Source organism: Caldichromatium japonicum (assembly GCF_011290485.1).
GTDB lineage: Bacteria > Pseudomonadota > Gammaproteobacteria > Chromatiales > Chromatiaceae > Thermochromatium > Thermochromatium japonicum.
On the sequence record NZ_CP048029.1, the window covers coordinates 1,531,487 to 1,552,598 of the forward strand.

16 protein-coding genes are annotated in these 21,112 nt (G+C 61.0%); 7 read left to right on the top strand and 9 right to left on the bottom strand.

The genetic code is table 11. The features are described from left to right. Window positions 1-227: 227 nt before the first annotated feature. Complete coding sequence (locus GWK36_RS15665; RefSeq protein ID WP_281352048.1) at window positions 228-479, bottom strand: SPFH domain-containing protein; 252 nt, start codon at window positions 477-479, stop codon at window positions 228-230. After that, a complete protein-coding gene (locus GWK36_RS07535; protein WP_281352049.1) occupies window positions 479-1,090 on the bottom strand; it encodes an SPFH domain-containing protein in 612 nt (203 codons plus the stop codon). The genes GWK36_RS15665 and GWK36_RS07535 overlap by 1 nt, the downstream gene beginning before the upstream one ends. Before the next feature lie 225 nt (window positions 1,091-1,315). Between GWK36_RS07535 and GWK36_RS07540 the strand changes: the two genes are divergently transcribed. After that, entirely contained in the window at window positions 1,316-1,822 is a 507-nt protein-coding gene (locus tag GWK36_RS07540; RefSeq protein WP_425482742.1) for a transposase, read from the top strand. 64 nt (window positions 1,823-1,886) lie between these two features. Here GWK36_RS07540 and metK read toward each other — a convergent pair whose 3' ends face one another. Beyond that, a complete protein-coding gene (gene metK, locus GWK36_RS07545; RefSeq protein WP_166270623.1) occupies window positions 1,887-3,077 on the bottom strand; it encodes a methionine adenosyltransferase in 1,191 nt (396 codons plus the stop codon). 195 nt (window positions 3,078-3,272) lie between these two features. Between metK and GWK36_RS07550 the strand changes: the two genes are divergently transcribed. The 6 genes from GWK36_RS07550 to fba all read left to right on the top strand — a co-directional run bounded on the left by GWK36_RS07550 (window position 3,273) and on the right by fba (window position 11,728). Further along, a complete protein-coding gene (locus GWK36_RS07550; RefSeq protein ID WP_166270624.1) occupies window positions 3,273-3,830 on the top strand; it encodes a thioredoxin family protein in 558 nt (185 codons plus the stop codon). Window positions 3,831-4,235: 405 nt separating this feature from the next. Beyond that, a complete protein-coding gene (gene tkt, locus GWK36_RS07555; RefSeq protein WP_166270625.1) occupies window positions 4,236-6,239 on the top strand; it encodes a transketolase in 2,004 nt (667 codons plus the stop codon). 80 nt (window positions 6,240-6,319) lie between these two features. Then, on the top strand, window positions 6,320-7,321 hold the full coding sequence (gene gap / locus GWK36_RS07560) for a type I glyceraldehyde-3-phosphate dehydrogenase (protein WP_166270626.1): 1,002 nt from the start codon (window positions 6,320-6,322) through the stop codon (window positions 7,319-7,321). 494 nt (window positions 7,322-7,815) lie between these two features. Further along, a complete protein-coding gene (locus tag GWK36_RS07565; protein WP_166270627.1) occupies window positions 7,816-8,997 on the top strand; it encodes a phosphoglycerate kinase in 1,182 nt (393 codons plus the stop codon). Window positions 8,998-9,003: 6 nt separating this feature from the next. After that, window positions 9,004-10,446 (top strand): pyruvate kinase, encoded by a 1,443-nt coding sequence (pyk, locus tag GWK36_RS07570; protein WP_166270628.1) that lies wholly within the window; start codon window positions 9,004-9,006, stop codon window positions 10,444-10,446. Between the two features lie 217 nt (window positions 10,447-10,663). Next, a complete protein-coding gene (gene fba / locus GWK36_RS07575; protein ID WP_166270629.1) occupies window positions 10,664-11,728 on the top strand; it encodes a class II fructose-bisphosphate aldolase in 1,065 nt (354 codons plus the stop codon). An 85-nt stretch (window positions 11,729-11,813) separates the two neighbouring features. On the opposite strand, the gene GWK36_RS07580 is transcribed toward fba, so the two are convergent. The 6 genes from GWK36_RS07580 to GWK36_RS07605 all read right to left on the bottom strand — a co-directional run bounded on the left by GWK36_RS07580 (window position 11,814) and on the right by GWK36_RS07605 (window position 21,094). Next, window positions 11,814-13,289, bottom strand: coding sequence for a phosphomannomutase (locus tag GWK36_RS07580; RefSeq protein WP_343033109.1), 1,476 nt, complete (start codon window positions 13,287-13,289; stop codon window positions 11,814-11,816). A gap of 4 nt (window positions 13,290-13,293) precedes the next feature. Further along, window positions 13,294-15,726, bottom strand: coding sequence for a hypothetical protein (locus tag GWK36_RS07585; RefSeq protein ID WP_166270630.1), 2,433 nt, complete (start codon window positions 15,724-15,726; stop codon window positions 13,294-13,296). Window positions 15,727-15,878: 152 nt separating this feature from the next. Then, window positions 15,879-17,270: an aminodeoxychorismate synthase component I gene (gene pabB / locus GWK36_RS07590; protein WP_246237820.1), complete on the bottom strand. Its 1,392-nt coding sequence runs from the start codon at window positions 17,268-17,270 to the stop codon at window positions 15,879-15,881. 187 nt (window positions 17,271-17,457) lie between these two features. Continuing rightward, complete coding sequence (locus GWK36_RS07595) at window positions 17,458-17,763, bottom strand: ArsR/SmtB family transcription factor (protein ID WP_166270631.1); 306 nt, start codon at window positions 17,761-17,763, stop codon at window positions 17,458-17,460. Between the two features lie 146 nt (window positions 17,764-17,909). Beyond that, complete coding sequence (locus GWK36_RS07600; protein ID WP_166270632.1) at window positions 17,910-18,755, bottom strand: response regulator; 846 nt, start codon at window positions 18,753-18,755, stop codon at window positions 17,910-17,912. Next, window positions 18,752-21,094, bottom strand: a complete 2,343-nt coding sequence (locus GWK36_RS07605) for a sensor histidine kinase (protein ID WP_166270633.1) — start codon at window positions 21,092-21,094, stop codon at window positions 18,752-18,754. Before GWK36_RS07605 ends, GWK36_RS07600 begins: the two co-directional genes overlap by 4 nt. Between the last annotated feature and the right edge of the window lie 18 nt (window positions 21,095-21,112).

The following is a 21,112-nucleotide window of genomic DNA, read 5'->3' on the forward strand; positions in this document are numbered from 1 at the left end:
TCTCTATAAGAACAGGCAATCAAAGCCCTCACCTTAAACCCATTAGCCAGGCTTAAACCCATTAGCCAGGGAGGTAGATGCCTTGGGGTTCTATCAAGGGTTTGATGAGCTCTGGATGATACGGACAGCGCGCGCGAGCAAAGGCAACCTCTGGTTGGGCAGATAGCTCTTGAGCGCCGTCGGCCCGCCTTGGTCCTTGATCTGGGCGAGTGTCGCTGCCAGCTCATTCAAGGGCGCAACCTCGGCCTGGGCTTGTTACGCGCGATCTCGACCGCCCGCTCGCTCATGGTGATCTGCTGCTCAGCCTCAGCACGTGCGGTTGAGATGTCAGCGGCGATCTGGTTGCGGGTTGTATTGATCGCCGAGAGCGCGCGATCGACCTCGGATGGCGGGTCGATTTGGGTGATTAAGGCGGCATCCAGTTCGATCCCATAACGCGCCGCGGTAGAACGGCATTGTTCCTCCATGTAGGCATTCATCAGTAGGGGCAGGTTCTTGCGTAGGTCGTTGATCGAGACGCCTTCAGAAAGCTCAGGACCACTGCTAAAAGCTCAGGACCAATGCTATTGGTATCAGGACCGCTGCCCAGGGTCTGAGCCTTGGGATCAACAAAATTAGCAATGCGTTCGCGCAAGACGGAGATGAAATACCCCATGACATGCTCCAAGGGGCTATCGACCCCGAGGAGATAGGCATAGAGGTTATTTTCTGCAACGCGAAAGCGAATCTGGCCGCTGACCCCGATGGTGAGGTTATCCTTGGTCACCGCCTCGATCGTGCTCTGCGTCTTGGTCGGGTCCCAGGTAAGGTCGATCGCCTGAGTCACAACCCGCACCTTGTGCACCTCCTGCCAGGGCCACTTGAAATAAGGCCCACCTGGACCGATGACCCGCAAGCCAGGATAGCGATAACTGGCCCTTTCATCGCCCTCCACCGCTGGGTCCTCAACCATCAGATGCCCTAGGCGCTGGGCGCGTCCCAAGGTCGTGATGGCCGCGCGCTCATCCGGCTTGACGGTATAGATGCCACCTTTGAAAAGCCGGTAGATCACGAAGATCAGGAGACCGAGCAGAAAGGCAGTGACCTGCATGACGCACCCCGCTTATTGATTTAAGAAACACATGCTTTTGAAATTGAGTGAGCTGTCCTGATGTCGTGGGCATGGAAAGACGAGACATGAGATCGCTGTTGTTTGCGGCGCGCGAAGAGCGGCGGCGTCAGGTGGTGAGTTTGCGGCGGCGTGGCTGGACGTATAAAGCGATAGGCGCGCAGAGGGGATTGTTGGGCGCAGGGGTGTTCGACATCTGCAAAGGCTATGGGCGCGAAGGGGCCCAAGGGCTCAAGGACGAGAAGCGGGCGCTCTTATGCGCCGGCGATCAAGACGCCCGAGATTCGCGTCACGCACCGTCGCGAAGGCCTGTCGGTGATCTCGACGCTGACCAACCGCGGCAAGGTGCGTCGGAAGGTGTTCGCGGGGGCGATGAACGCCGACATCCTGATCGACTTCATGAAGCGGCTCGTCAAGGACGCCAGGGGCAAGAAGATCTTCCTCATCCTCGACAACCTGCGCGTGCATCACACCAAGCCGGTCAAGGCGTGGCTGGCTGCATGCGCCAATCAAATCGAGGCCTCCTCCCTCCCCCCCTACAGCCCAGCACTGAACCCCAACGAGATGCTCAAGGCCACCATCACCGCGCAGGCGCCCTCCCGCACCAAGGGCGATCTGAAGAAGGCGACCGTCAGCCACCTGCGCCGCCTTCTCAATTCCCCCCAACGCATCATGCGCTACTTCCAGCATCCCAAGCTCCATGATGCCGCGTAATACAAGTTCGTTGGTTTCGGATCAATAAAGACAGATAGCCTCGCGCCTGGGGTCTGCGCTGCGCTTATATCCCCGCCGCCTCGCGCAGCTCCTCCGCCTTGTCAGTGCGCTCCCAGGTAAATCCGGGCTCATCGCGCCCGAAGTGACCATAGGCCGCGGTATCCTGGTACTTGATCCGCTGGGGATTGGCAAGGTCGAGCATGCGGATCAGGCCATAGGGCCTAAGGTCGAAATGCGCCCTTACCAGCTCGGCGATACGCCCCTCACTGATCTTGTGTGTGCCGAAGGTCTCGATCGAGACCGAAGTCGGTTCGGCGACCCCAATGGCATAGGAAACCTGGATCTCGCAGCGATCGGCCAGTCCCGCAGCGACGATGTTCTTGGCGACATAGCGCGCGGCATAGGCCGCCGAGCGATCGACCTTGGAAGGGTCCTTGCCCGAGAAGGCACCGCCCCCGTGCCGTGCCATGCCGCCGTAGGTATCGACGATGATCTTGCGCCCGGTGACTCCACAGTCGCCCATGGGCCCGCCGATGACGAAACGACCTGTTGGATTGATGTGATACTTGGTGCCAGCATGCAGCCAGCCGGTGGGTCCGAGCACCGGCTTGATGATCTCTTCCATTACCCCTTCGTGCAGCATGCTGTCGCTGACCTCCGGGCTATGCTGGGTCGAGAGGACCACGGCCTCGACGGCGACCGGTTTGCCGTCGCTGTAGCGGATGGTGATCTGCGACTTGGCGTCCGGACGCAGCCAGGGGAGGATCCCCTGTTTACGCATCTCAGCCTGCCGCTTGACCAGGCGATGGGCATAGGCGATGGGTGCCGGGATCAGCATCTCGGTCTCATTGGTGGCATAGCCGAACATCAACCCCTGGTCGCCCGCGCCCTGAGCCTCCTCGGTCTCGCGATCGACGCCCTGTTTGATGTCCTTGGACTGCTCGCCGAGGGCGATCAGGACCCCGCAAGTATTGCCGTCAAAGCCGACCTCTGAGCTGTCATAGCCGATCTCGGTCACCACGCGGCGCACGACCCGCTCATAGTCGATCTTGAGATCGGCGTTGGTGACCGTGATCTCACCAGCCAGCATGACAAATCCCGTCTTGACCAGAGTCTCGCAGGCGACGCGCGCCTTGGCAGGGTTAGGATCGCAGCGATAGATCTCATCGAGCACAGCGTCTGAGATCTGGTCGGCCATCTTATCGGGGTGGCCTTCGGAGACGGATTCGGAGGTGAAGAGATAGTCTTTGCGCATGGTCGATTCAGGAGGCTGAGGTTTGGGCGCCGACTGGCGCGTTGGTGAAATTGGGCAATGATAATGCACCGCGCCAGCGCTTGAAACCGACTAGACACGCCAATTCAGGATTGTGCAGTGCACGATTTTGTAGCGGGCGCGCTTTGGGTACCATCGCGTCATGCGCATTCTATTCAATGCCCTTGTGGAGTGAATATGGCATCAACCGAAACCCCTGTCTGCGATTTTGGCGCCCCCGCGCCCGATTTTGCCCTCGCCGGCGTTGATGGCCGGATCTGGACCCGCGATCAATGCAGCGGCCCGCGTGGTCTTTTGGTCATGTTTATCTGTAACCATTGTCCTTATGTCAAGGCGGTGCGCGAACGGATCGTGCGCGATGCACGCGATCTGACGGCACTCGGGATCGGCTGTGTGGCCATCAATGCCAACGACGCCAGCCAATACCCCGATGACTCGTTCGAGAATATGAAGCGGGTCGCCGAGGAATATGCCTTCCCCTTCCCTTATCTCTTCGATGAGACCCAAGAGGTCGCGCGTGCCTATGGTGCTGTCTGCACCCCCGACTTCTTTGGCTATAACGCAGACCTGAAACTCCAATATCGCGGGCGGCTCGATGCCAGCCGCAAGGAGACCGCTCCGCCCGAGGTACGTCGCGACCTGTTCGAGGCCATGAAGCAGGTCGCCGAGACAGGTCAAGGGCCTGCAGAGCAGATCCCGAGCATCGGCTGTTCAATCAAATGGAAGCTGGCTTAGGGCGCAAGTCTCTGTGGTCCCGCAGTCATACGGCTTTGCCCCAGCGCTGCTCAGGGCAGCAGCGCGGGCGACGGCTGAAGCTCGGCCCCTGTCCGCCACTGGCACAGGGGGGGATAAACATGTTAGCGTTTACCAATTTTGAGTATCCAGCAAATCAATCGAACGATTGAAGCCAATCGATTTGTCGCGCAATCAGGGGTGGGCGTTTGCCACCGCCAGAGACGCCGCTCACAGTGGGCGTTCCCTGAGCGTGTCCATGTCCACTGGGATGATTAGGTATCCCGGTTCGCCGCCTCAGCTCCCTGAGCCCCAGCGATCGCCCTGGCGCGGCCCAGACAGGGGGCGCATAGACCGCACCAGTTTTGTTCATCACCAACCTGTATCCTTTGCTTAGGAGGGGGATTCATGTCCTCACGCAGAGAACTTGCCAATGCCGTCCGGGCGCTCGCCATGGACGCGGTTCAGCAGGCCAATTCCGGCCATCCTGGCGCCCCAATGGGCATGGCGGACATCGCCGAGGTGTTGTGGAACGACTTCATGCGCCATAACCCGGCCAACCCCAAATGGGTCGATCGCGATCGCTTCGTGCTGTCCAACGGCCATGCCTCGATGCTGATCTATGCGCTGCTGCACCTGACAGGCTACGATCTGGCCATCGAGGACCTCAAACAGTTCCGTCAACTCCATTCCAAAACCCCTGGGCACCCCGAATATGGCTATACCCCTGGGGTCGAGACCACGACCGGCCCCTTGGGGCAGGGCATCACCAATGCCGTGGGCATGGCGATCGCCGAGAAGGTGATGGCTGCCGAGTTCAATCGTCCAGGGCATACCATCGTCGATCACTACACCTATGTGTTCCTTGGCGATGGCTGCCTGATGGAGGGTATCTCGCACGAGGCCTGCTCGCTCGCCGGTGCGCTTGGCCTGGGCAAGCTGATCGCCATCTATGACGACAACAACATCTCGATCGATGGCGAGGTGCGCGGGCATGGCGAGGTACCCGGCTGGTTCCTCGACGACACCCCCAAGCGGTTTGAGGCCTATGGTTGGCATGTGATCCCCAAGGTCGATGGCCATGATCCGCAAGCGATCAAGTCAGCCATCGAGGCGTCGCGCGCGGTCACCGATCGCCCGAGCTTGATCTGCTGTCAGACCATCATCGGCTATGGATCGCCCAACAAACAGGGCAAGGAGGAGTGCCATGGGGCGGCGCTCGGTGCCGAGGAGGTGGCCCTGACCCGTCAGAACCTAGACTGGGGATATGAGCCCTTCGTCATCCCCGAGCAGATCCGCCAGGCCTGGGATGCCCGGGAACGAGGTGCGGCTGCCGAGGCGGAGTGGAATGCCCGTTTTGCGGCCTATGCCCAGGCGTATCCCCAAGAGGCCGCTGAGTTTAGGCGCCGGATGGCTGGGGAGCTGCCTGCGCATTGGGCCGAGCAAGCCAGTGCCTTCATCCGCAGCGTAGCGGACAAGGCCGAGACCATCGCCTCGCGCAAGGCCTCGCAGAATGCGCTCAATGCCTTCGGCCCTCTGCTCCCTGAGCTCATCGGAGGTTCGGCGGACCTGGCCGGCTCGAACCTCACCCTGTGGAAGGGCTGCAAGGGGGTGAGCAAGACCGGCGGCGGGAACTACATCTATTACGGGGTGCGCGAATTTGCGATGTCGGCGATCATGAACGGCATCGCCCTGCACGGCGGTTTCATCCCCTACGGCGGGACCTTCCTGATCTTTTCGGAATATGCACGCAATGCCCTGCGCATGGCGGCCCTCATGCGGGTGCATGCGATCTTCGTCTATACCCATGATTCGATCGGTCTGGGTGAGGACGGCCCCACCCATCAGCCGATCGAACAGATCCCGACCCTGCGCCTGATCCCGAACATGAGCGTCTGGCGCCCCTGCGATGCGGTTGAATCAGCCGTTGCCTGGAAACTGGCCATCGAGCGCCGCGATCGTCCGACCAGCCTGATCTTCTCGCGCCAGAACCTCAGCCATATCCAGCGCACCGAGGAACAGATCGCCAATATCGCCCGCGGCGGCTATATTCTGCGCGATTGCGCAGGCACGCCCGATGCCATCATCATCGCCACTGGTTCAGAGGTCGAGCTCGCACTCAAGGCCGCTGAGGCCATGCCCGACAAGGCGATCCGCGTGGTCTCCATGCCATCGACCGATGTCTTCGATGCCCAGGATGAGGCCTATCGCGAGTCGGTGTTGCCCTCGTCTGTCACCGCCCGTATCGCCATCGAGGCCGCAGCCACCGGCCTGTGGTGGAAATATGTCGGCTGCAAGGGCGCGGTGCTCGGCATCGACCGTTTCGGCGAATCCGGACCGGCGGGTGCACTGTTCAAGGAATTCGGTTTTACGGTCGAGAACCTTGTCGCGAAGGTCAAAAGCGTTCTCTGAAACTCAAACCGCGATTGAGAAGGGGCGGGCATCGAACCGCCCCAATCCTTAAAAAAACGCATCACAGGAGCTTGTCACGCATGACAATCAAGGTCGGCATCAATGGGTTTGGCCGCATCGGGCGTATGGCCTTCCGCGCCATCGCCAAGGAGTTCCCCAATCTAGAGGTGGTGGGCATCAATGACCTGCTTGAGCCCAATTATCTGGCCTACATGTTGAAATATGACTCGGTCCACGGGCGTTTCCAGGGCGAGGTCGCGGTCGAAGGCAACACCCTGGTCGTCAACGGCCAGTCAATCCGCCTCACCTCCCAAAAGGATCCGGCCAATCTAGCCTGGGAGGAGGTTGGCGCTGAGATCATCATCGAATCGACTGGTCTCTTTTTGACCGAAGAGACCTGCCAGAAACATCTCCAGGCCGGCGCCAAGAAGGTGGTGCAGAGTGCCCCATCCAAGGACGCCACCCCGATGTTCGTCTATGGCGTCAATCACAAGAGCTATGCCGGGCAGACGATCATCTCGGCGGCCTCGTGCACGACCAACTGTTTGGCACCGGTCGCCAAGGTGCTCCATGACCACTGGGGGATCAAGCGCGGGCTGATGACCACCGTCCATGCGGCCACCGCTACCCAAAAGACGGTCGATGGACCCTCGATGAAGGACTGGCGCGGTGGACGCGGGATCCTCGAGAACATCATCCCCTCCTCGACTGGTGCGGCCAAGGCGGTGGGCAAAGTCCTGCCGGAGCTCAATGGTAAGCTCACTGGCATGGCCTTCCGCGTGCCGACCTCGGATGTTTCGGTGGTGGATCTCACTGTCGAGCTCAACAAGGAGGCCAAATACGACGAGATCTGCGCGGCGATGAAGGCGGCATCGGCCTCCGGCGATCTGGTCGGCGTGCTGGCCTATACCGATGAGCTGGTGGTCTCGACCGATTTCCGTGGCTGCCCCTACCCCTCGGTCTTCGACGCTGAGGCAGGGATCGCGCTCGATCCGACCTTCATCAAGGTCGTGGCCTGGTACGACAACGAGTACGGGTATACCTGCAACATGTTGCGTCTGGTCGAGCATATCGCGGGTTAGTAGCATCAGTACCGCATGGCCAAGGGCCATGCGGTCTAGGGCTTTGCAAATTCAACCAAGCTGTCTTGTGGAGGGAAGGGCAATGAGAGAGTTTGTCATCCTGATCCTACTCGTTGTCATCGGCGGTTTGGCGTATGCCCTATTCGTGGGTCATTCGCACAGCGTCAGTTTCCATTACAACTGCGGTGTCGATATCCCTTGGTACGATGCCATCTTTCTTGATAATGGCCATTGTCCCGATAAAGTGTGCCAAAAATAATTCCTAAAGGATGCGCTGATTTATTTTTCACTCCGGCGTCTGTCACTTTGGCGAAAGCCGAAACGGGATCCAGCCCATTCGACAAACTGTATACCTGCGCGTCGGTGTGACGAATCAATCAGTGATTCCGTGCTTAGCCGAGCATCAACACAGCCGCGCGTCCTGGCGCCGGGGACGGTTTGACCTGATCACTAGATCCAATCAATCGATTCTTGCGATATAGAGGGCATTGGCAATGGCATTCATCAAACTCACCGATCTCGATCTCGCTGGCAAGCGGGTGCTCATCCGCGCGGATCTCAATGTTCCGGTCAAAAACGGCCGGGTGACCTCGGATGCGCGGATCACTGCTTCGATGCCAAGCTTTGAGCATTGTCTTAAGGCCGGAGCTCGGGTCATGGTCATGTCACACCTCGGGCGCCCGGAGGAGGGGGTCTTTTCCGAAGAGAACTCCCTGGCGCCGGTCGCTGCGGTCCTGAGCGACAGGCTGGGGCGCCCAGTGCGCCTGATCCGCGACTATCTCGATCAGCCCCCAGAGGTCGCTGAGGGTGAGCTGGTCTTGCTGGAGAACGTGCGCTTCAATGTCGGTGAGAATGCCGACGATGAGACCCTGGCGCAGCGCTATGCGGCGCTGTGCGATGTCTTCGTCATGGATGCCTTCGGCACGGCGCACCGCGCCCAGGCCTCGACCCACGGAGTGGGCCGCTTTGCCCCGATCGCCTGTGCCGGGATCCTCCTGACCGAGGAGCTGGATGCGCTGGAAAAGGCGCTGGCCAATCCCGCCCGCCCCATGATCGCCATCGTCGGCGGGTCCAAGGTCTCCACCAAGCTCACGGTGCTCGAGTCGCTCTCAGAGAAGGTCGATCAACTCATCGTCGGCGGCGGGATCGCCAACACCTTCCTCGCCGCTGCCGGACACAAGGTCGGCAAATCGCTCCATGAGCCAGATCTCATCCCCACCGCGAAAGCGCTCATGGACAAGCTCGCAGCGCGCGGCGGCAGCATCCCCTTGCCCACCGATGTCGTCTGCGGCAAGCGCTTCGACGAGCATGAGCCGGCGGTGATCAAGTCGCTTGCTGCGGTCGAAGAGGACGACATGATCTTCGACATCGGGCCCGAATCGGCCAAGGCGTTGGCCGAACTCATCCACAAAGCAGGCACCATCGTCTGGAATGGGCCGGTTGGGGTCTTCGAGTTCGACCAGTTCGGAGAGGGCACCAAGGCCATCGCCCAGGCCATCGCCCAATCCTCTGCCTTCAGCCTCGCCGGCGGCGGCGATACCATCGCGGCGATCCAGAAATACGATATCTACGACCAGGTCTCCTATATCTCGACCGCAGGCGGCGCCTTCTTGGAATATCTGGAGGGCAAGACCCTGCCTGCGGTGGCGATGCTCGAGGCCCGGGCGCAAGGCTAGTAGATCATGCCAAGACGTACCAAGATCATCGCGACGCTGGGGCCTGCGACCGATCCGGTCGAGGTCATCGACGAGATGCTCGCGGCAGGTCTCGATGTCGCGCGGCTCAACCTCTCGCATGATACCCATGAGCGCCATCGTCAGCGCGCTGCCTTGATCCGCGAACGGGCGCTTGCCGCCGGACAAGAGATCGCGATCCTCTTGGATCTGCAAGGACCCAAGATCCGCATCGGGCGCTTCAAAGATGGGCCGATCGAGCTTGCCAAGGGCGATCGTTTCATCATCGATGTCAACTGTCCGCTCGACGCCGGCGAGCGCGAGCGGGTCGGAACGACCTATCCGGGGCTGGCGGACGATGTGCGTCATGGTGACACCCTCCTGCTCGATGACGGTGCGATCGAGCTCTGGGTCGATGCGGTCGAGGAGGGGCGCATCCTCTGCCAGGTGATCACCGGCGGTCCATTGTCCAACAACAAAGGGATCAACAAAAAGGGCGGCGGGCTTTCTGCCCCCGCGCTCACCGATAAGGACCGCGAAGATATCCGCTTCGCAGCCGAGATCCAGGCCGATTATCTGGCGGTCTCATTCGTGCGCAACGGCGATGATGTCCGTCTAGCTCGCGAGCTGTTCTATGCCGCCGGAGGGCATGGCGGGATCGTCGCCAAGATCGAGCGCGCCGAGGCCTTGGCAAATATCGATGACATCATCCAGGCCGCAGACGCCATCATGGTGGCGCGTGGGGACCTAGGGGTCGAGATCGGCGATGCTGAGCTGCCCGCCGCCCAGAAACGGCTCATCAGCCGGGCGCGCGAGCTCAACAGCGTGGCCATCACCGCCACCCAGATGATGCAGTCGATGATCGAGCATCCCATCCCCACCCGCGCCGAGGTCTTTGATGTCGCCAACGCAGTGCTGGATGGCACGGATGCAGTGATGCTCTCGGCTGAGAGTTCGATCGGTAAAAACCCGGTCAAGGTCATCGAGGCCCTGGATCGCATCTGTCTGGAGGCCGAAAAGAGCGTGACCCGCTCGGGTCATCGGCTCAATTCGGTCTTCGGGCGGGTCGATGAGGCGATTGCGATGGCAGCCATGTATACCGCCAATCACTTGGGGGTCAAGGCGATTGCGGCGCTGACCGAGACTGGTTCGACGGTCAAGTGGATGTCGCGCATCAGCTCCGGGATCCCCATCTATGGCCTGACCCGCTCGGTAGCCACCCAGCGCAAGATCCGCCTCTTTCGCGGGGTCTATCCGGTCTTTTTCGATGTGGTCAGCACCGATATCCACGAGGTCAACAGCAAGGTGATCGACGAACTGCTGCGCCGGGGGACGGTTCAGGACGGCGACCTGGTGATCATCACCAAGGGTGACCGTTCAGGCGTCGAGGGGCAGACCAATATCATGAAGATTATGCGCGTCGGCGAACATCGGATCCTAAATGAGGACTAGAAGCCATGACCTATGAGGCTGCTGTCCGAACTCCAGATTTGGCTCACCAACCATATCCAGAAGGACGACCGCGACTATACGAATTATGCCCCTAAGATGCTGCGGGGAAATTGGATCCAGCGGACAGTGTGCGGCTTCTTCGGTTAGCCGTCTCTCTTGCTATGCCTAGTCGGTCATTCACAATCAACCTTTACCCCAACAACATGAGGACCCGTCCATGGCTCTCATCTCATTGCGTCAATTGCTAGACCATGCCGCCGAATACGGCTATGGCGTGCCGGCCTTCAATGTCAACAACCTTGAACAGATGCGCGCCATCATGGAGGCTGCCGCTGAGACCGACTCGCCGGTCATCGTCCAGGCCTCGGCGGGGGCACGCAAATATGCTGGCGCACCCTTCCTGCGCCATCTCATCCTCGCTGCCATCGAGGAATGGCCAGACATCCCCGTCTGCATGCACCAGGACCACGGCACCTCGCCTGCAGTCTGCCAGAGGTCCATCCAGCTCGGCTTCTCCTCGGTCATGATGGACGGCTCGTTGCTGGAGGACGGCAAGACCCCCTCCTCGTATGACTATAACGTCGAGGTCACGCGCAAGGTGGTAGAGATGGCCCACGCCTGTGGGGTGTCGGTCGAGGGCGAACTGGGCTGCCTGGGTTCACTAGAGAGTGGCAAGGCCGGTGAAGAGGACGGGATCGGCGCCGAGGGCCATCTGGATCACAGCCAACTGCTGACCGATCCCAATGAGGCGGCGGATTTCGTCAAGAAAACCGGCGTCGATGCCCTGGCGATCGCCATCGGTACCAGCCACGGCGCCTACAAGTTCACCCGCCCGCCGACCGGCGACATCCTGGCCATCGAGCGCATCAAGGAGATCCATGCCCGCATCCCGACCGTACATCTGGTCATGCACGGATCTTCCTCTGTGCCCCAGGAGTGGCTCAAGATCATCAACGAATACGGGGGCGACATGGGCGAGACCTATGGCGTGCCGGTCGAGGAGATCGTCGAGGGGATCAAGCATGGCGTGCGCAAGGTCAATATCGACACCGACCTGCGCATGGCCTCGACCGGTGCCATCCGCAAGAACCTGGCCGAGGACCGTAAGAATTTTGACCCGCGCAAATATCTCATTGCAGCGACCAAGGCGATGAAGGAGATTTGCAAGGCGCGGTATGAGGCCTTCGGCACCGCGGGCAATGCGAGCAAGATCAAGCCGATCTCGCTCGAGGCCATGGCCAATCGCTACGCCAAGGGCGAGCTCGATCCCAAGGTCAACTGACCTCTAGCAGGGTACGCGCTGCGTACCCTGCCCCTTGCCGATTCCACAGGGTACGCTTTGCATACCCTTTTGCATACCCTATTTTTTATGATCGCCAGCGCTCGAGGTGCGCTAAGGCGATTTTGACCATTGCCTCTGCGCGTGCGCTTGTATCTGCCTCGGTATAGACGCGAAGCTCGGGCGCATTGCCCGAGGGCCGAAGGTGCAGGATCTCGCCGTTTTTGAAGATCATCCGCAGACCATCGGTCGTCTCTAGACCGGCCAATAGACCAAAGTCCGCACCGAACTCGCTCTCGATGCGCGCGGGGTTTTGCTGTAATGCTGCAAGATGCGCCTGACTGAGCTCGGTCGGAAAATCTTTGAGCCGGCTGCTTGCAGTAAAACGCGGCGGCAGCTCGCCCGTCAGTTCAGACAGCCGAAGACCCCGCCGCTTGGATTCAGCGAGGAGGACCAGGATGGGCAATACGGCGTCGCGCGTCGGCAGGGCATCGAGCCGCCTTCCCTCATGCTCGAGGGCTGAAGCCAGCAAGAATCCGCCATTGGCCTCATAACCGGCGACCGGCGCAAACCCCCCATCGAGCAGAGATCCCATCCCTTCGATCACGAAGGGCGAGCCGATGCGGGTGCGCAACACGCGGGTAAAGGCCCCGTAACGTTCGACCACCGTATTGCTGCTCACCGGTGTCGCCACGGCCTGGATACCAAGCGCGCGCGCGCAGAGCACACCCAAGATATCGCCGCGCAGCCAGTGTCCCTGTTCATCGGCGATCAGGGGACGGTCGCCGTCGCCATCGGTCGAGACCAGGGTAGCGAGCCGGTATTCTGGGACCCATCGCCTCGCCAACTCCTGATCCTCTAGGCGGATGGCCTCGGTATCGACGGGGACGAAGGTTGCAGAGCGCCCTAGGCGCACGACCTCGGCCCCCAGACGGGAGAGCAACTCGCTCAACAGCTCGCGGGCGACGCTTGAGTGCTCATAGACCCCAATGCGCAGACCCTGAAGAGGGCCTGCCGGAAAAAACCCGAGATAACGCGCAAAATATAGTTCACGCGCCGCATCGCTCTCCTCGGTGAGATACCCCGACTGATCCGAGGTAAATACGCCATCCGCCCCGAATAGACCTGCGGGTTGGTCGATCCATTGGACGCGAATCCCCTCCTCGTCTCGCTTCAGGACCTCACTCTCTGGCCGATTGAACTTGATGCCATTGCGATCATCCGGGATATGGCTGCCGGTGACCATCAGGGTCGGGATGCGCCGCTGAAACCCATAGAGCGCTACAGCAGGGCTGGGGATCAGGCCGAGATTGACTGGTTGCCCGCCAGCATCGGCGATGGCGCGGGCACAGGCAGTCATGATCCTAGGAGTGCTGGGTCTCAGATCGCCGCCAATCCCCACCGCCATCCCCCCCGCAAATGCACCGATCTCGGTGAGATAGCTCAAAAACCCGCGGGTATACGCATAGCAGACCCAGTCGGTCATCTGAGAGACCAGACCACGTGCGCCGCTGGTCCCAAAGCCGACGCCGCTTTGCCGCATCAGGTCAGAGATCTGCATCATCCGTTCATTCCTCTGATGGTCGTTGTTGATCCGGCGAGTTTGTCACCGCTTCTGTCGGCGGGGCACCGGCGCTGACCTGCCCTTCTCCACTGGGGGGTTGCGTTCGATCCATGCCAACCTCTAAGCTTGGCGCATCCTCGCTGACCGCTGCCGGCACTGCCGCAGGCGGGGATGCCGCGCCCCCGGGTGTCGCCGCTGCGGGTGGTGCTGACAATGGCGGCGCAGAGGGTGGGGAATCGGGTATGGCGGGCGCTTGCGCGGTCTGCGAGTCCTTAGAATTGGCAAACTTCCCCAACCTAGCCGCTATCCCACCCTGATAGAACGCCCAGATCCCCAAAGCCAGGGCGATGGCCACAAACCCCAGCGCCAACAGGGTCTTCCACCGAGACCCGCGTCTGGCAAAGGGGTCTTGCAGCACCCGCACCGCCCCCTGAGGCAGGCGCGCCTGCTGGGTCAGGGTGGCACCGAACAGCGGGCTGATCTTGGGACTTGCATTGACCGCCCAACCGCAGGCATCGAGCAAGGGGGCCAGGTTGCGCTGGCGTAGCCTCAGATGGGCGAGCAGAACCGATGGACCCGAGATCGCTAGGATGAGCCCCAGGATCACCAAGAGGAACTGCCACCAGGCCAAGGACAACAGGCCGGTCAGGATCGAGGCCAGGGCGGTGCCGAGTGCCCAGACGGCTAGGCCGATGGCGGCGAAGATCCCAGCGAATTTGGCGATATCGAAAGGCGCCGCGGGCGCAGGACCAGTCATCAGTTGGGTAAGCCCCTGTTCCGCTTGAACCGCGACCGCCTGCTCGCGTGTACCGGCCAGCCGTTCGATCTGCTGGGCGATCAGCCTGCCAAACCGCTTGTAAGGCGACCAGAAGGCCTCCCCCGGGCCGATCGGATGCTCGATGAGCCGGATGATGGTGGCATCCCAGTCGCGGCCCTCTCGGTCATAGAAGATACCATTGCGCCCGACCGCCAGATCCTCCTCATCCCCGGCGGTGAAGGCAGCGGCGATGGTCAGGGTCTCATCGCCGCCGCGCCGCCGACACAAGCAATAGGCCAGATAGATCCCGCTGCGGCGCGCAAGCTCGGTATGGCGGTCGCTGTCTTCGACCTGCACGCACAGGGTGCAAGCGCGGCCATCGAGATAGAGGGTGCCGGCCTGAAAGACCGCCCAGCGCCCAGGGATATAGAGGTCGCGCAGGGCGACGAAGTTTTGAAGCAGGGTCTCGAGGTGCTGGTAATAGTGCACCAGCCGATCGACCGACTCGATGGCCTCGGCAATCCCCGCAAACTCCAGGTCCTGTTCGATCAGTGAGGCGATGGCGTCCTTGAATGGCCCCGCAACCAGTTCCTTGACCCGCTCCGGGCCGAGCAGCGCCAAGGCCTCGCCGCGCCTCCGATCGCACCAAGCGAGATGTGGTTGTAGGCGCACCTTGATCGTCTGCCATTGCTCCTCGGTCAGCGACTCAAGGGGACCGATGAGCGGTGCGGCCACCTCAGTGCGCAACAAAGCGACCGGCTCGCGCCAATAGGGATTGACCCCCTGGGTCAGGGGCAAAGGGCGGTCCGGTTCAACCCGAGCGAGCGGCCAGTCCGCCAGCTCAGGGCAACCGGCGGCCAGGTCCTGGGTGGACAAGGCGGCATAGCGGCTGGGATCAGGATTCAGAGCGCTGGTGGCCTGGGGGTCATAGGCGGCGAGCCGCGTCCGAGCGAAATAGTCATCGATCTTGGGCGCGAGTCTGCTGAGGACCGCAGCCACCGTCTCTGTCGCCGGGCCGAGCGGCAGAAGATGCCAGGGGTCTTGCTCGGCCTCAGCCCACCACTCGAGATATTGAGCGGCCTCACTAAAGAAACGATCGCAGAGTGCCTGATCGATCCCCGGCTCGCCGCTGCGGTCAGGAACCGAGCCGACACAGCGGATGATGTCGGTGATCACCGCTGCGATCGCTGGATCGCGCGCCGATCCTGGATGGATTACTCCGTCCCCATTGAAACGGGTGCCGGCAAAGACCTGGGCGAGCTGGGCGGTATCGGCGGCAGTGATGACCCCTGAATCCGTGCGCTCCAGGTGATCGAGGATATGAAAGGCGCCGGCCAGGACCTGGCGCCCTTCCTCGCTGTGATCGTCGATGGCATCGAGCGGCAGCCCCTGTTCGTGCTTAAAGAGCGAGCCAGGGTCCTTGAGTCGCTGGCAGGTCCAACGTACCGCCTCCTGGATCTCGGCGACGCGGATGCGCCCATCCCCGTCTGTATCGAGCAATTTGAGGGTATGGGCATCAAAGTGAAGACCCTTGGTCGGGCAGCCCAAGACCGCCCAGAGTTTGGGATCGAGCTCGGGGAGGTGGCGGATATCCTCGCCGGACTCGATTGACACCTGATCGAATCCGCCGAGCCGGCGGAAACGCCAGCGATGTCTCGGCTTGGGGGAAAGGGATGACATGGATAGTTGAGATCTCCTTTGAGGCCAGCGGATCATCCGCTCGCCGAGCGCCGGATTATAAGGTCTCTCGACGCGCCATCGGCACGGGGATGGGGATAGGGCGGGGCTGGGGTTGGGCATCCAAGACCGCCGTAGGGTACGCGATGTGTTCCTTATTCGAGCAGATCGAACAAAGGCGCTGCCTTATGCAAGAGCTCGCCGTATTCAGCCTCGGGGTCCGAATCGAACACGATCCCCCCGCCTGCCCAAAGGTGGATCCGATCGGGCGTATAGACCAGGGTGCGGATCGCGATATTGGTGTCCATCGCCCCATCGAAGCCGAGATAACCGATCGCCCCGCAATAGACCCCGCGCGGGTGAGGCTCAAGCTCATCGATGATCTCCATCGCGCGTCTTTTGGGCGCGCCGGTGATCGAGCCCCCAGGGAAGGCTGCGCGCAGGAGGTCGATGGCTGTTTGCCCCTCAGCGAGCCTACCGGTGACTGTGCTGACTAGGTGCTGGACGCGGGCAAAGCGTTCGATGGCAAAGAGCCCGGGGACCTGGACACTGCCCAAGGCGCAGACCTTGCCCAGGTCGTTGCGCAAGAGGTCCACGATCATCAGGTTCTCGGCCCGATCCTTGGGACTTAGGCGCAAAGACTCGGCAAGATACGCGTCCTCTCTAGGGTCGAGCGCCCGCGGTCGGGTGCCCTTGATCGGCTTGGTCTCGACTATGCCATCGGCTCCAACCCGCAAGAAACGTTCGGGGGATGAACACAGGATCTGGACCTCTGGGGTCTGGAGATAGGCAGCGAAAGGGGCAGGATTGAGCGCGCGCAGGCGCTGATAGCTCAACCAAGGGTCATCTTTGCGCGGTGCTGAGAAGCGCACTGCGAGATTGACCTGATAGCAATCGCCCGTCGCCAAATAGTCGCGGATCCGACCGACTGCAGCGAGATAGGCCGCACGCGTTAAGTTGGGGGCGATACCCGCCGGGGGGACAGGAGGCTCGGCGGCGACGGGGGTGCGTGAGGGGCTATGGTTTGCCGACGAGACGCCGGCGCTCCCCAGCTCGGCGCGCCAGCGCGCACCCCAGTCGCGCAGCCGCGCCTCATCCCGGCCGACGAGAGCGGCGCGTTGTCTCTTGTGATCGAGGATCAAGGCCCAGTCATAGATACCGATCGCCATCTCGGGCAAGGCATCTGCAGTGGGTGACCGGCGCGGCAGCCCCATTAGCTGCCGCCCCAGGTCATAGCTGAAATAACCGATGGCGCCACCGATGAAGGGCAGTCCACGGATCCCAGAGCGCCTTGGACCTAGGGCCTCGGCGAGTAGACGCAAAGGCTCATCACTAGAGAGATAGATACCCGATGCACTGCGCCATTCGGTCGTCTCACCGCGGGTGACCAGGGTGATTGCGGGGTCGGCGCTGAGGATGTCGAATCGGCCTTGTGGGCTCATGGGATGACCGCTGTCGAGCCAGACCGCCCAGGGTGAGGCGATCAGGTGCGCCATAAAGCCCGTTGCAGGGGGGCAGTAAGGAAGTTCAGCGATCAAGGGGGGTATCTGCACAAGGAGAATACGTTGATTGTTCTATTGGACCCGCTCTTCTGCAGTTGCAGGGTACGCACTGCGTACCCTACTTCCCCGGGTACGACCCTAGGACGGGGGAGGATGAGCAGGCTGCCCTGACCTTGGCTTGCGCGTACAGTTCAGGTCCTGGGTCGATAAGTGGCAATATACAGGATGAGGGCTAGCGACCAGGACGATCATCGAGGTTGGCTGGACACAAGACCTCGCGCATGATACCGATCAGCTCGAGCAGCTGGGCGTTGCGGATCCGATAATAGATCCGGTTGGCCTCCTTGCGGGCAACCACGATGTTTTTGTTGCGCAGCTGCTCCAGATGCTGCGAGATATTGCTCTGTGAGGTCCCAGTGCGTTCGACGATCTCGCTCACCGACAGCTCCTGGTCGCCGAGCGAACATAGGATCTTCCAGCGTAATGGATGGGCCATTGCCTTGAGCGCATTGGCGGTCAAGGTGGTGTTCTCTTCCATTGCGGAATCCGCCGCAGATGACTCTGTTGTATGCGAATCACTCATTGTTCACTCCCCCTTGCAAGATGGCAGGACTGCCTGGGCGCTGCTGTACTCTCCTAGATCGCCGCCAGCAGAAGGCCGAAGCATTGCTCCTCAAAACACCCTCAGTCGCCATCGATGCGGGTATAGCCCGTCATGTCCTTAGCGATACAGATGATGTCTGTGATCCGGCCCTCGGCATCCTTGATCGCCGTACGTGAGAACAGGATCGGGACGCGCCGGCCATCGCTGGCGATAAAGCGCGCCTCGATCTTGCTCAAGGCACCGGTACGGATCAAGGCCTCGAGCCACAGACCCATGAAGGCGCCTGCCTGCTCATCGCCCTCTTCTTCGAAGATATCGCCGATCGACATCCCGATCAGATCGGACTCACGATAACCCAACATGCGGCATGCCGCTGGGTTAGTCAACTTGATCCGGCCCTCCGGGTCCAAGACCAACAAGGCCTCACCCATGTGGTCGATGATGTTTTCGAGATATTGGCGTGCCTCGAGGAGTTCGCGGGTGCGCTCGGCGACCTTGAGCTCCAGGGTCCGGTTCAATGTCCGTTCTTTCTCGATCAGCCGGAAATAGCCGCTGATCTTGTTGATCAGCAGGGTATCCTCGATCGGTTTGAGGAGATAATCCACTGCGCCGACGGCGAAGCCCTGACGCTGAAACTCTTCTGATTTAAAGGCCGCGGTCAGAAAAATGATCGGGATGTTGCGGGTGCGCTTACGCAGCTTGAAGAGCCTAGCGGTCTGAAAGCCATCCATCTCGGGCATCTGGATGTCGAGGATGATGAGATCGATATCCGGATGGCTGAGCGTCAGATCGATCGCTTCCTGACCTGAGCGCGCCTCCAGGACCCGCACCTCCTGTAGATGACGCTCGATGAGGGTGCGCAGAGTAAAAAGGTTGTGGGCATGATCATCGACGATGAGGATCGTGAAGCCCGGCTTGGTCATCATGATTCGTCCGTTCCGCGCTCTGGGATACTCTTGCGACGATTGCCCAGTCGCTGCCACACCTGCCCTAAAAGCAATTCCAAGGCTATCGGGTCGATGGGTTTGCTGAGCACCCACATGCCCATCACCGAGATCTGCCGATTATCTTCGGCCTCGACCAACAACACCAGCGGCAGGTGTTGGATCGCCGCTGCCGGCTGCTCGGGGAGGAGCTGGGCGGCCGCAAGGACCAAGGCACATCCCTGCCCTTCCTCGCGCAGGGTCTCGCTGGCCTCGTCGAAATCGGCAGCAGTCTGTACCCCCATACCTGCTTGCGAAAGCGCGGAGGTCAGGGTGACCAGCGTCTTGACGTCGCGCTCGATGACCAGGGCCCAGGGCGCATCCCGCTCCGAGGCAAGCGCAAGCGGCAAGCAGGTGCCATCGCTGTCCAAAGGCTCAGGTGCCTGGTCATTGCCAGGCGGCATAGCGGTTGATGGCAAGGCGCTCGCTGAAGCGCTCGGGACGAGCGGCAACCAGAGCGCAAAACACGAACCAGTGCCTGGAGTACTCTCCACCTCGATGACCCCCCCCAACAGATTGGCTAGCTCGCGACTGATCGCCAACCCCAGGCCGGTGCCCCCGTAACGTCGGCGCGTCGATCCATCCGCCTGGCGGAAGGCCTCGAAGATGATTTCCTGTTTGTCGCGGGGGATACCGATACCGGTATCGATCACGCTCAAGACCAGTGGCTTGGGCATGCCAGGAAAAAGACTCGCCTCCAGACGCACCTCGCCACGCTCGGTGAATTTGATGGCATTTGAGAGAAAATTTTTGAGGATCTGACGCAGCTTGTCGCGATCGGTCTCAATCAAGTCAGGCAGATTGGGATCAAGACGGAGGATCAACTCGACCGGTTTATCCGCGAGTTGCGGGCTGAACAGCTCGATCAAATCCTCGAGCAGCGGGCACAGCTCGACCGGCTCTATATTGAGCGCCAGCTGACCCGCCTCGATCCGCGAGATGTCGAGGATGTTATCGATCATGTCGCACAGATCGCGCCCAGCCTCATGGATGACTTGGGCCTGGCGTCGCTGGGCAGGACTCAAGCCGCTGCCCTCGGCGCTGAGCATCTTGGATAATAACAGGATCGAATTGAGCGGGGTGCGCAATTCATGGCTGACATTGGCCAGGAACTGAGACTTATAGCGATTGGATTGCTCGAGCTCGTGGGTATGGGCGCGCACCGCCTGGAGGTGTTCGGCATGGGTTGCTGCAAGCGTAGTCAATTGTTCACCTAATTCCTGCAGCTCGCGTGGCCCTGACCAGCTGAACTGGAGTGGCTGTCCCTCACTGAGGATTCGGCGCACCCCGCCGAGCAGTTCATGCCCAAACTGTTCGACCCGGGCCGCAATCCAGCGCGCCAAGACCATCACCGCCATAAACAGCAGGGCGATGATGCTTAAGACCCGCAACATCAGCTCATTGCGAAAGGCATCGAGCGGTGAAGGATCGACGATCCGGCCTACCCACAAGGGCGACCCATCCTCGGTCATGAACATCGGTACCCACAGCATCTGCCGCCCACCTTCGCCTTTCCATAGCGCCAGCTTGCCCTCGGCAAAGATCGACTCTAACCCCGGGAAGACCCTGAAGGCGTTGGGCTGTGCCTCGACCGGCTCACCAGGACGCAGATAGCGACCCTCCTGATTGACCCACAGGGTATGGGGATAGGATTGGGCCAGGCCCCCGACATCGATAGTCAATACTACAGCGCCGGTCTTTGAATGATTACGCTCGCTGCCAAGCGGACTGGCAAGGTCGAGGGTCATAAACTGGCGCGGGTCATCGCGCCCACGGCGGGGATCGAGCCGGATAGGGCTCACCATGACGCCGCCCGCCTGGGCCCTGATCGTCGCTTCGATGAAATGATGATTGGAGAGCTGGACCGGCTGCGGGAGCGGGCGCCATTCCTGGGTGCGCGCATCCCGCACCAACCAGAAGCGCGCCTGACCCTGGGCATCGGTAAACAGGATCTGGATCACATCGCGCTGATCAGAAAGAATCTGATTGATCCAAGTCGTATAGCGGGCGCGGGCGATGTCGATCTGTTCGAGGTCACCGTGCGCGCCCAGGAGCAGCCCCGGCTCGGGCAGCTTGGCCAAGAAGCGAATGAGCTCATGGCGGCTGGCCAGGTGTTGATCAAGGTCGCGAAAGTCGGCCCTGAGGTTTTGCAGATAGGCACGTTGGTAGAACAAGGCGGTGCGGTCTAAGACCAGGGGTAGGTTGATCAGCACCGCCAGGCTCAAGGGCAGCAGACCAAAGATCAATAAAAAGACCAGGATATAGATGCGCAGCTTGAGCACCGATCCACGAAACAGGGC

Excerpts from the sequence above, each read along its gene's own strand:
- GWK36_RS15665 (WP_281352048.1), bottom strand. The coding sequence starts at position 479 with ATGAATGCCTACATGGAGGAACAATGCCGTTCTACCGCGGCGCGTTAT.
- GWK36_RS07535 (WP_281352049.1), bottom strand. The coding sequence starts at position 1,090 with ATGCAGGTCACTGCCTTTCTGCTCGGTCTCCTGATCTTCGTGATCTAC.
- GWK36_RS07540 (WP_425482742.1), top strand. The coding sequence starts at position 1,316 with ATGGGCGCGAAGGGGCCCAAGGGCTCAAGGACGAGAAGCGGGCGCTCT.
- metK (WP_166270623.1), bottom strand. The coding sequence starts at position 3,077 with ATGCGCAAAGACTATCTCTTCACCTCCGAATCCGTCTCCGAAGGCCAC.
- GWK36_RS07550 (WP_166270624.1), top strand. The coding sequence starts at position 3,273 with ATGGCATCAACCGAAACCCCTGTCTGCGATTTTGGCGCCCCCGCGCCC.
- tkt (WP_166270625.1), top strand. The coding sequence starts at position 4,236 with ATGTCCTCACGCAGAGAACTTGCCAATGCCGTCCGGGCGCTCGCCATG.
- gap (WP_166270626.1), top strand. The coding sequence starts at position 6,320 with ATGACAATCAAGGTCGGCATCAATGGGTTTGGCCGCATCGGGCGTATG.
- GWK36_RS07565 (WP_166270627.1), top strand. The coding sequence starts at position 7,816 with ATGGCATTCATCAAACTCACCGATCTCGATCTCGCTGGCAAGCGGGTG.
- pyk (WP_166270628.1), top strand. The coding sequence starts at position 9,004 with ATGCCAAGACGTACCAAGATCATCGCGACGCTGGGGCCTGCGACCGAT.
- fba (WP_166270629.1), top strand. The coding sequence starts at position 10,664 with ATGGCTCTCATCTCATTGCGTCAATTGCTAGACCATGCCGCCGAATAC.
- GWK36_RS07580 (WP_343033109.1), bottom strand. The coding sequence starts at position 13,289 with ATGATGCAGATCTCTGACCTGATGCGGCAAAGCGGCGTCGGCTTTGGG.
- GWK36_RS07585 (WP_166270630.1), bottom strand. The coding sequence starts at position 15,726 with ATGTCATCCCTTTCCCCCAAGCCGAGACATCGCTGGCGTTTCCGCCGG.
- GWK36_RS07595 (WP_166270631.1), bottom strand. The coding sequence starts at position 17,763 with ATGGAAGAGAACACCACCTTGACCGCCAATGCGCTCAAGGCAATGGCC.
- GWK36_RS07600 (WP_166270632.1), bottom strand. The coding sequence starts at position 18,755 with ATGATGACCAAGCCGGGCTTCACGATCCTCATCGTCGATGATCATGCC.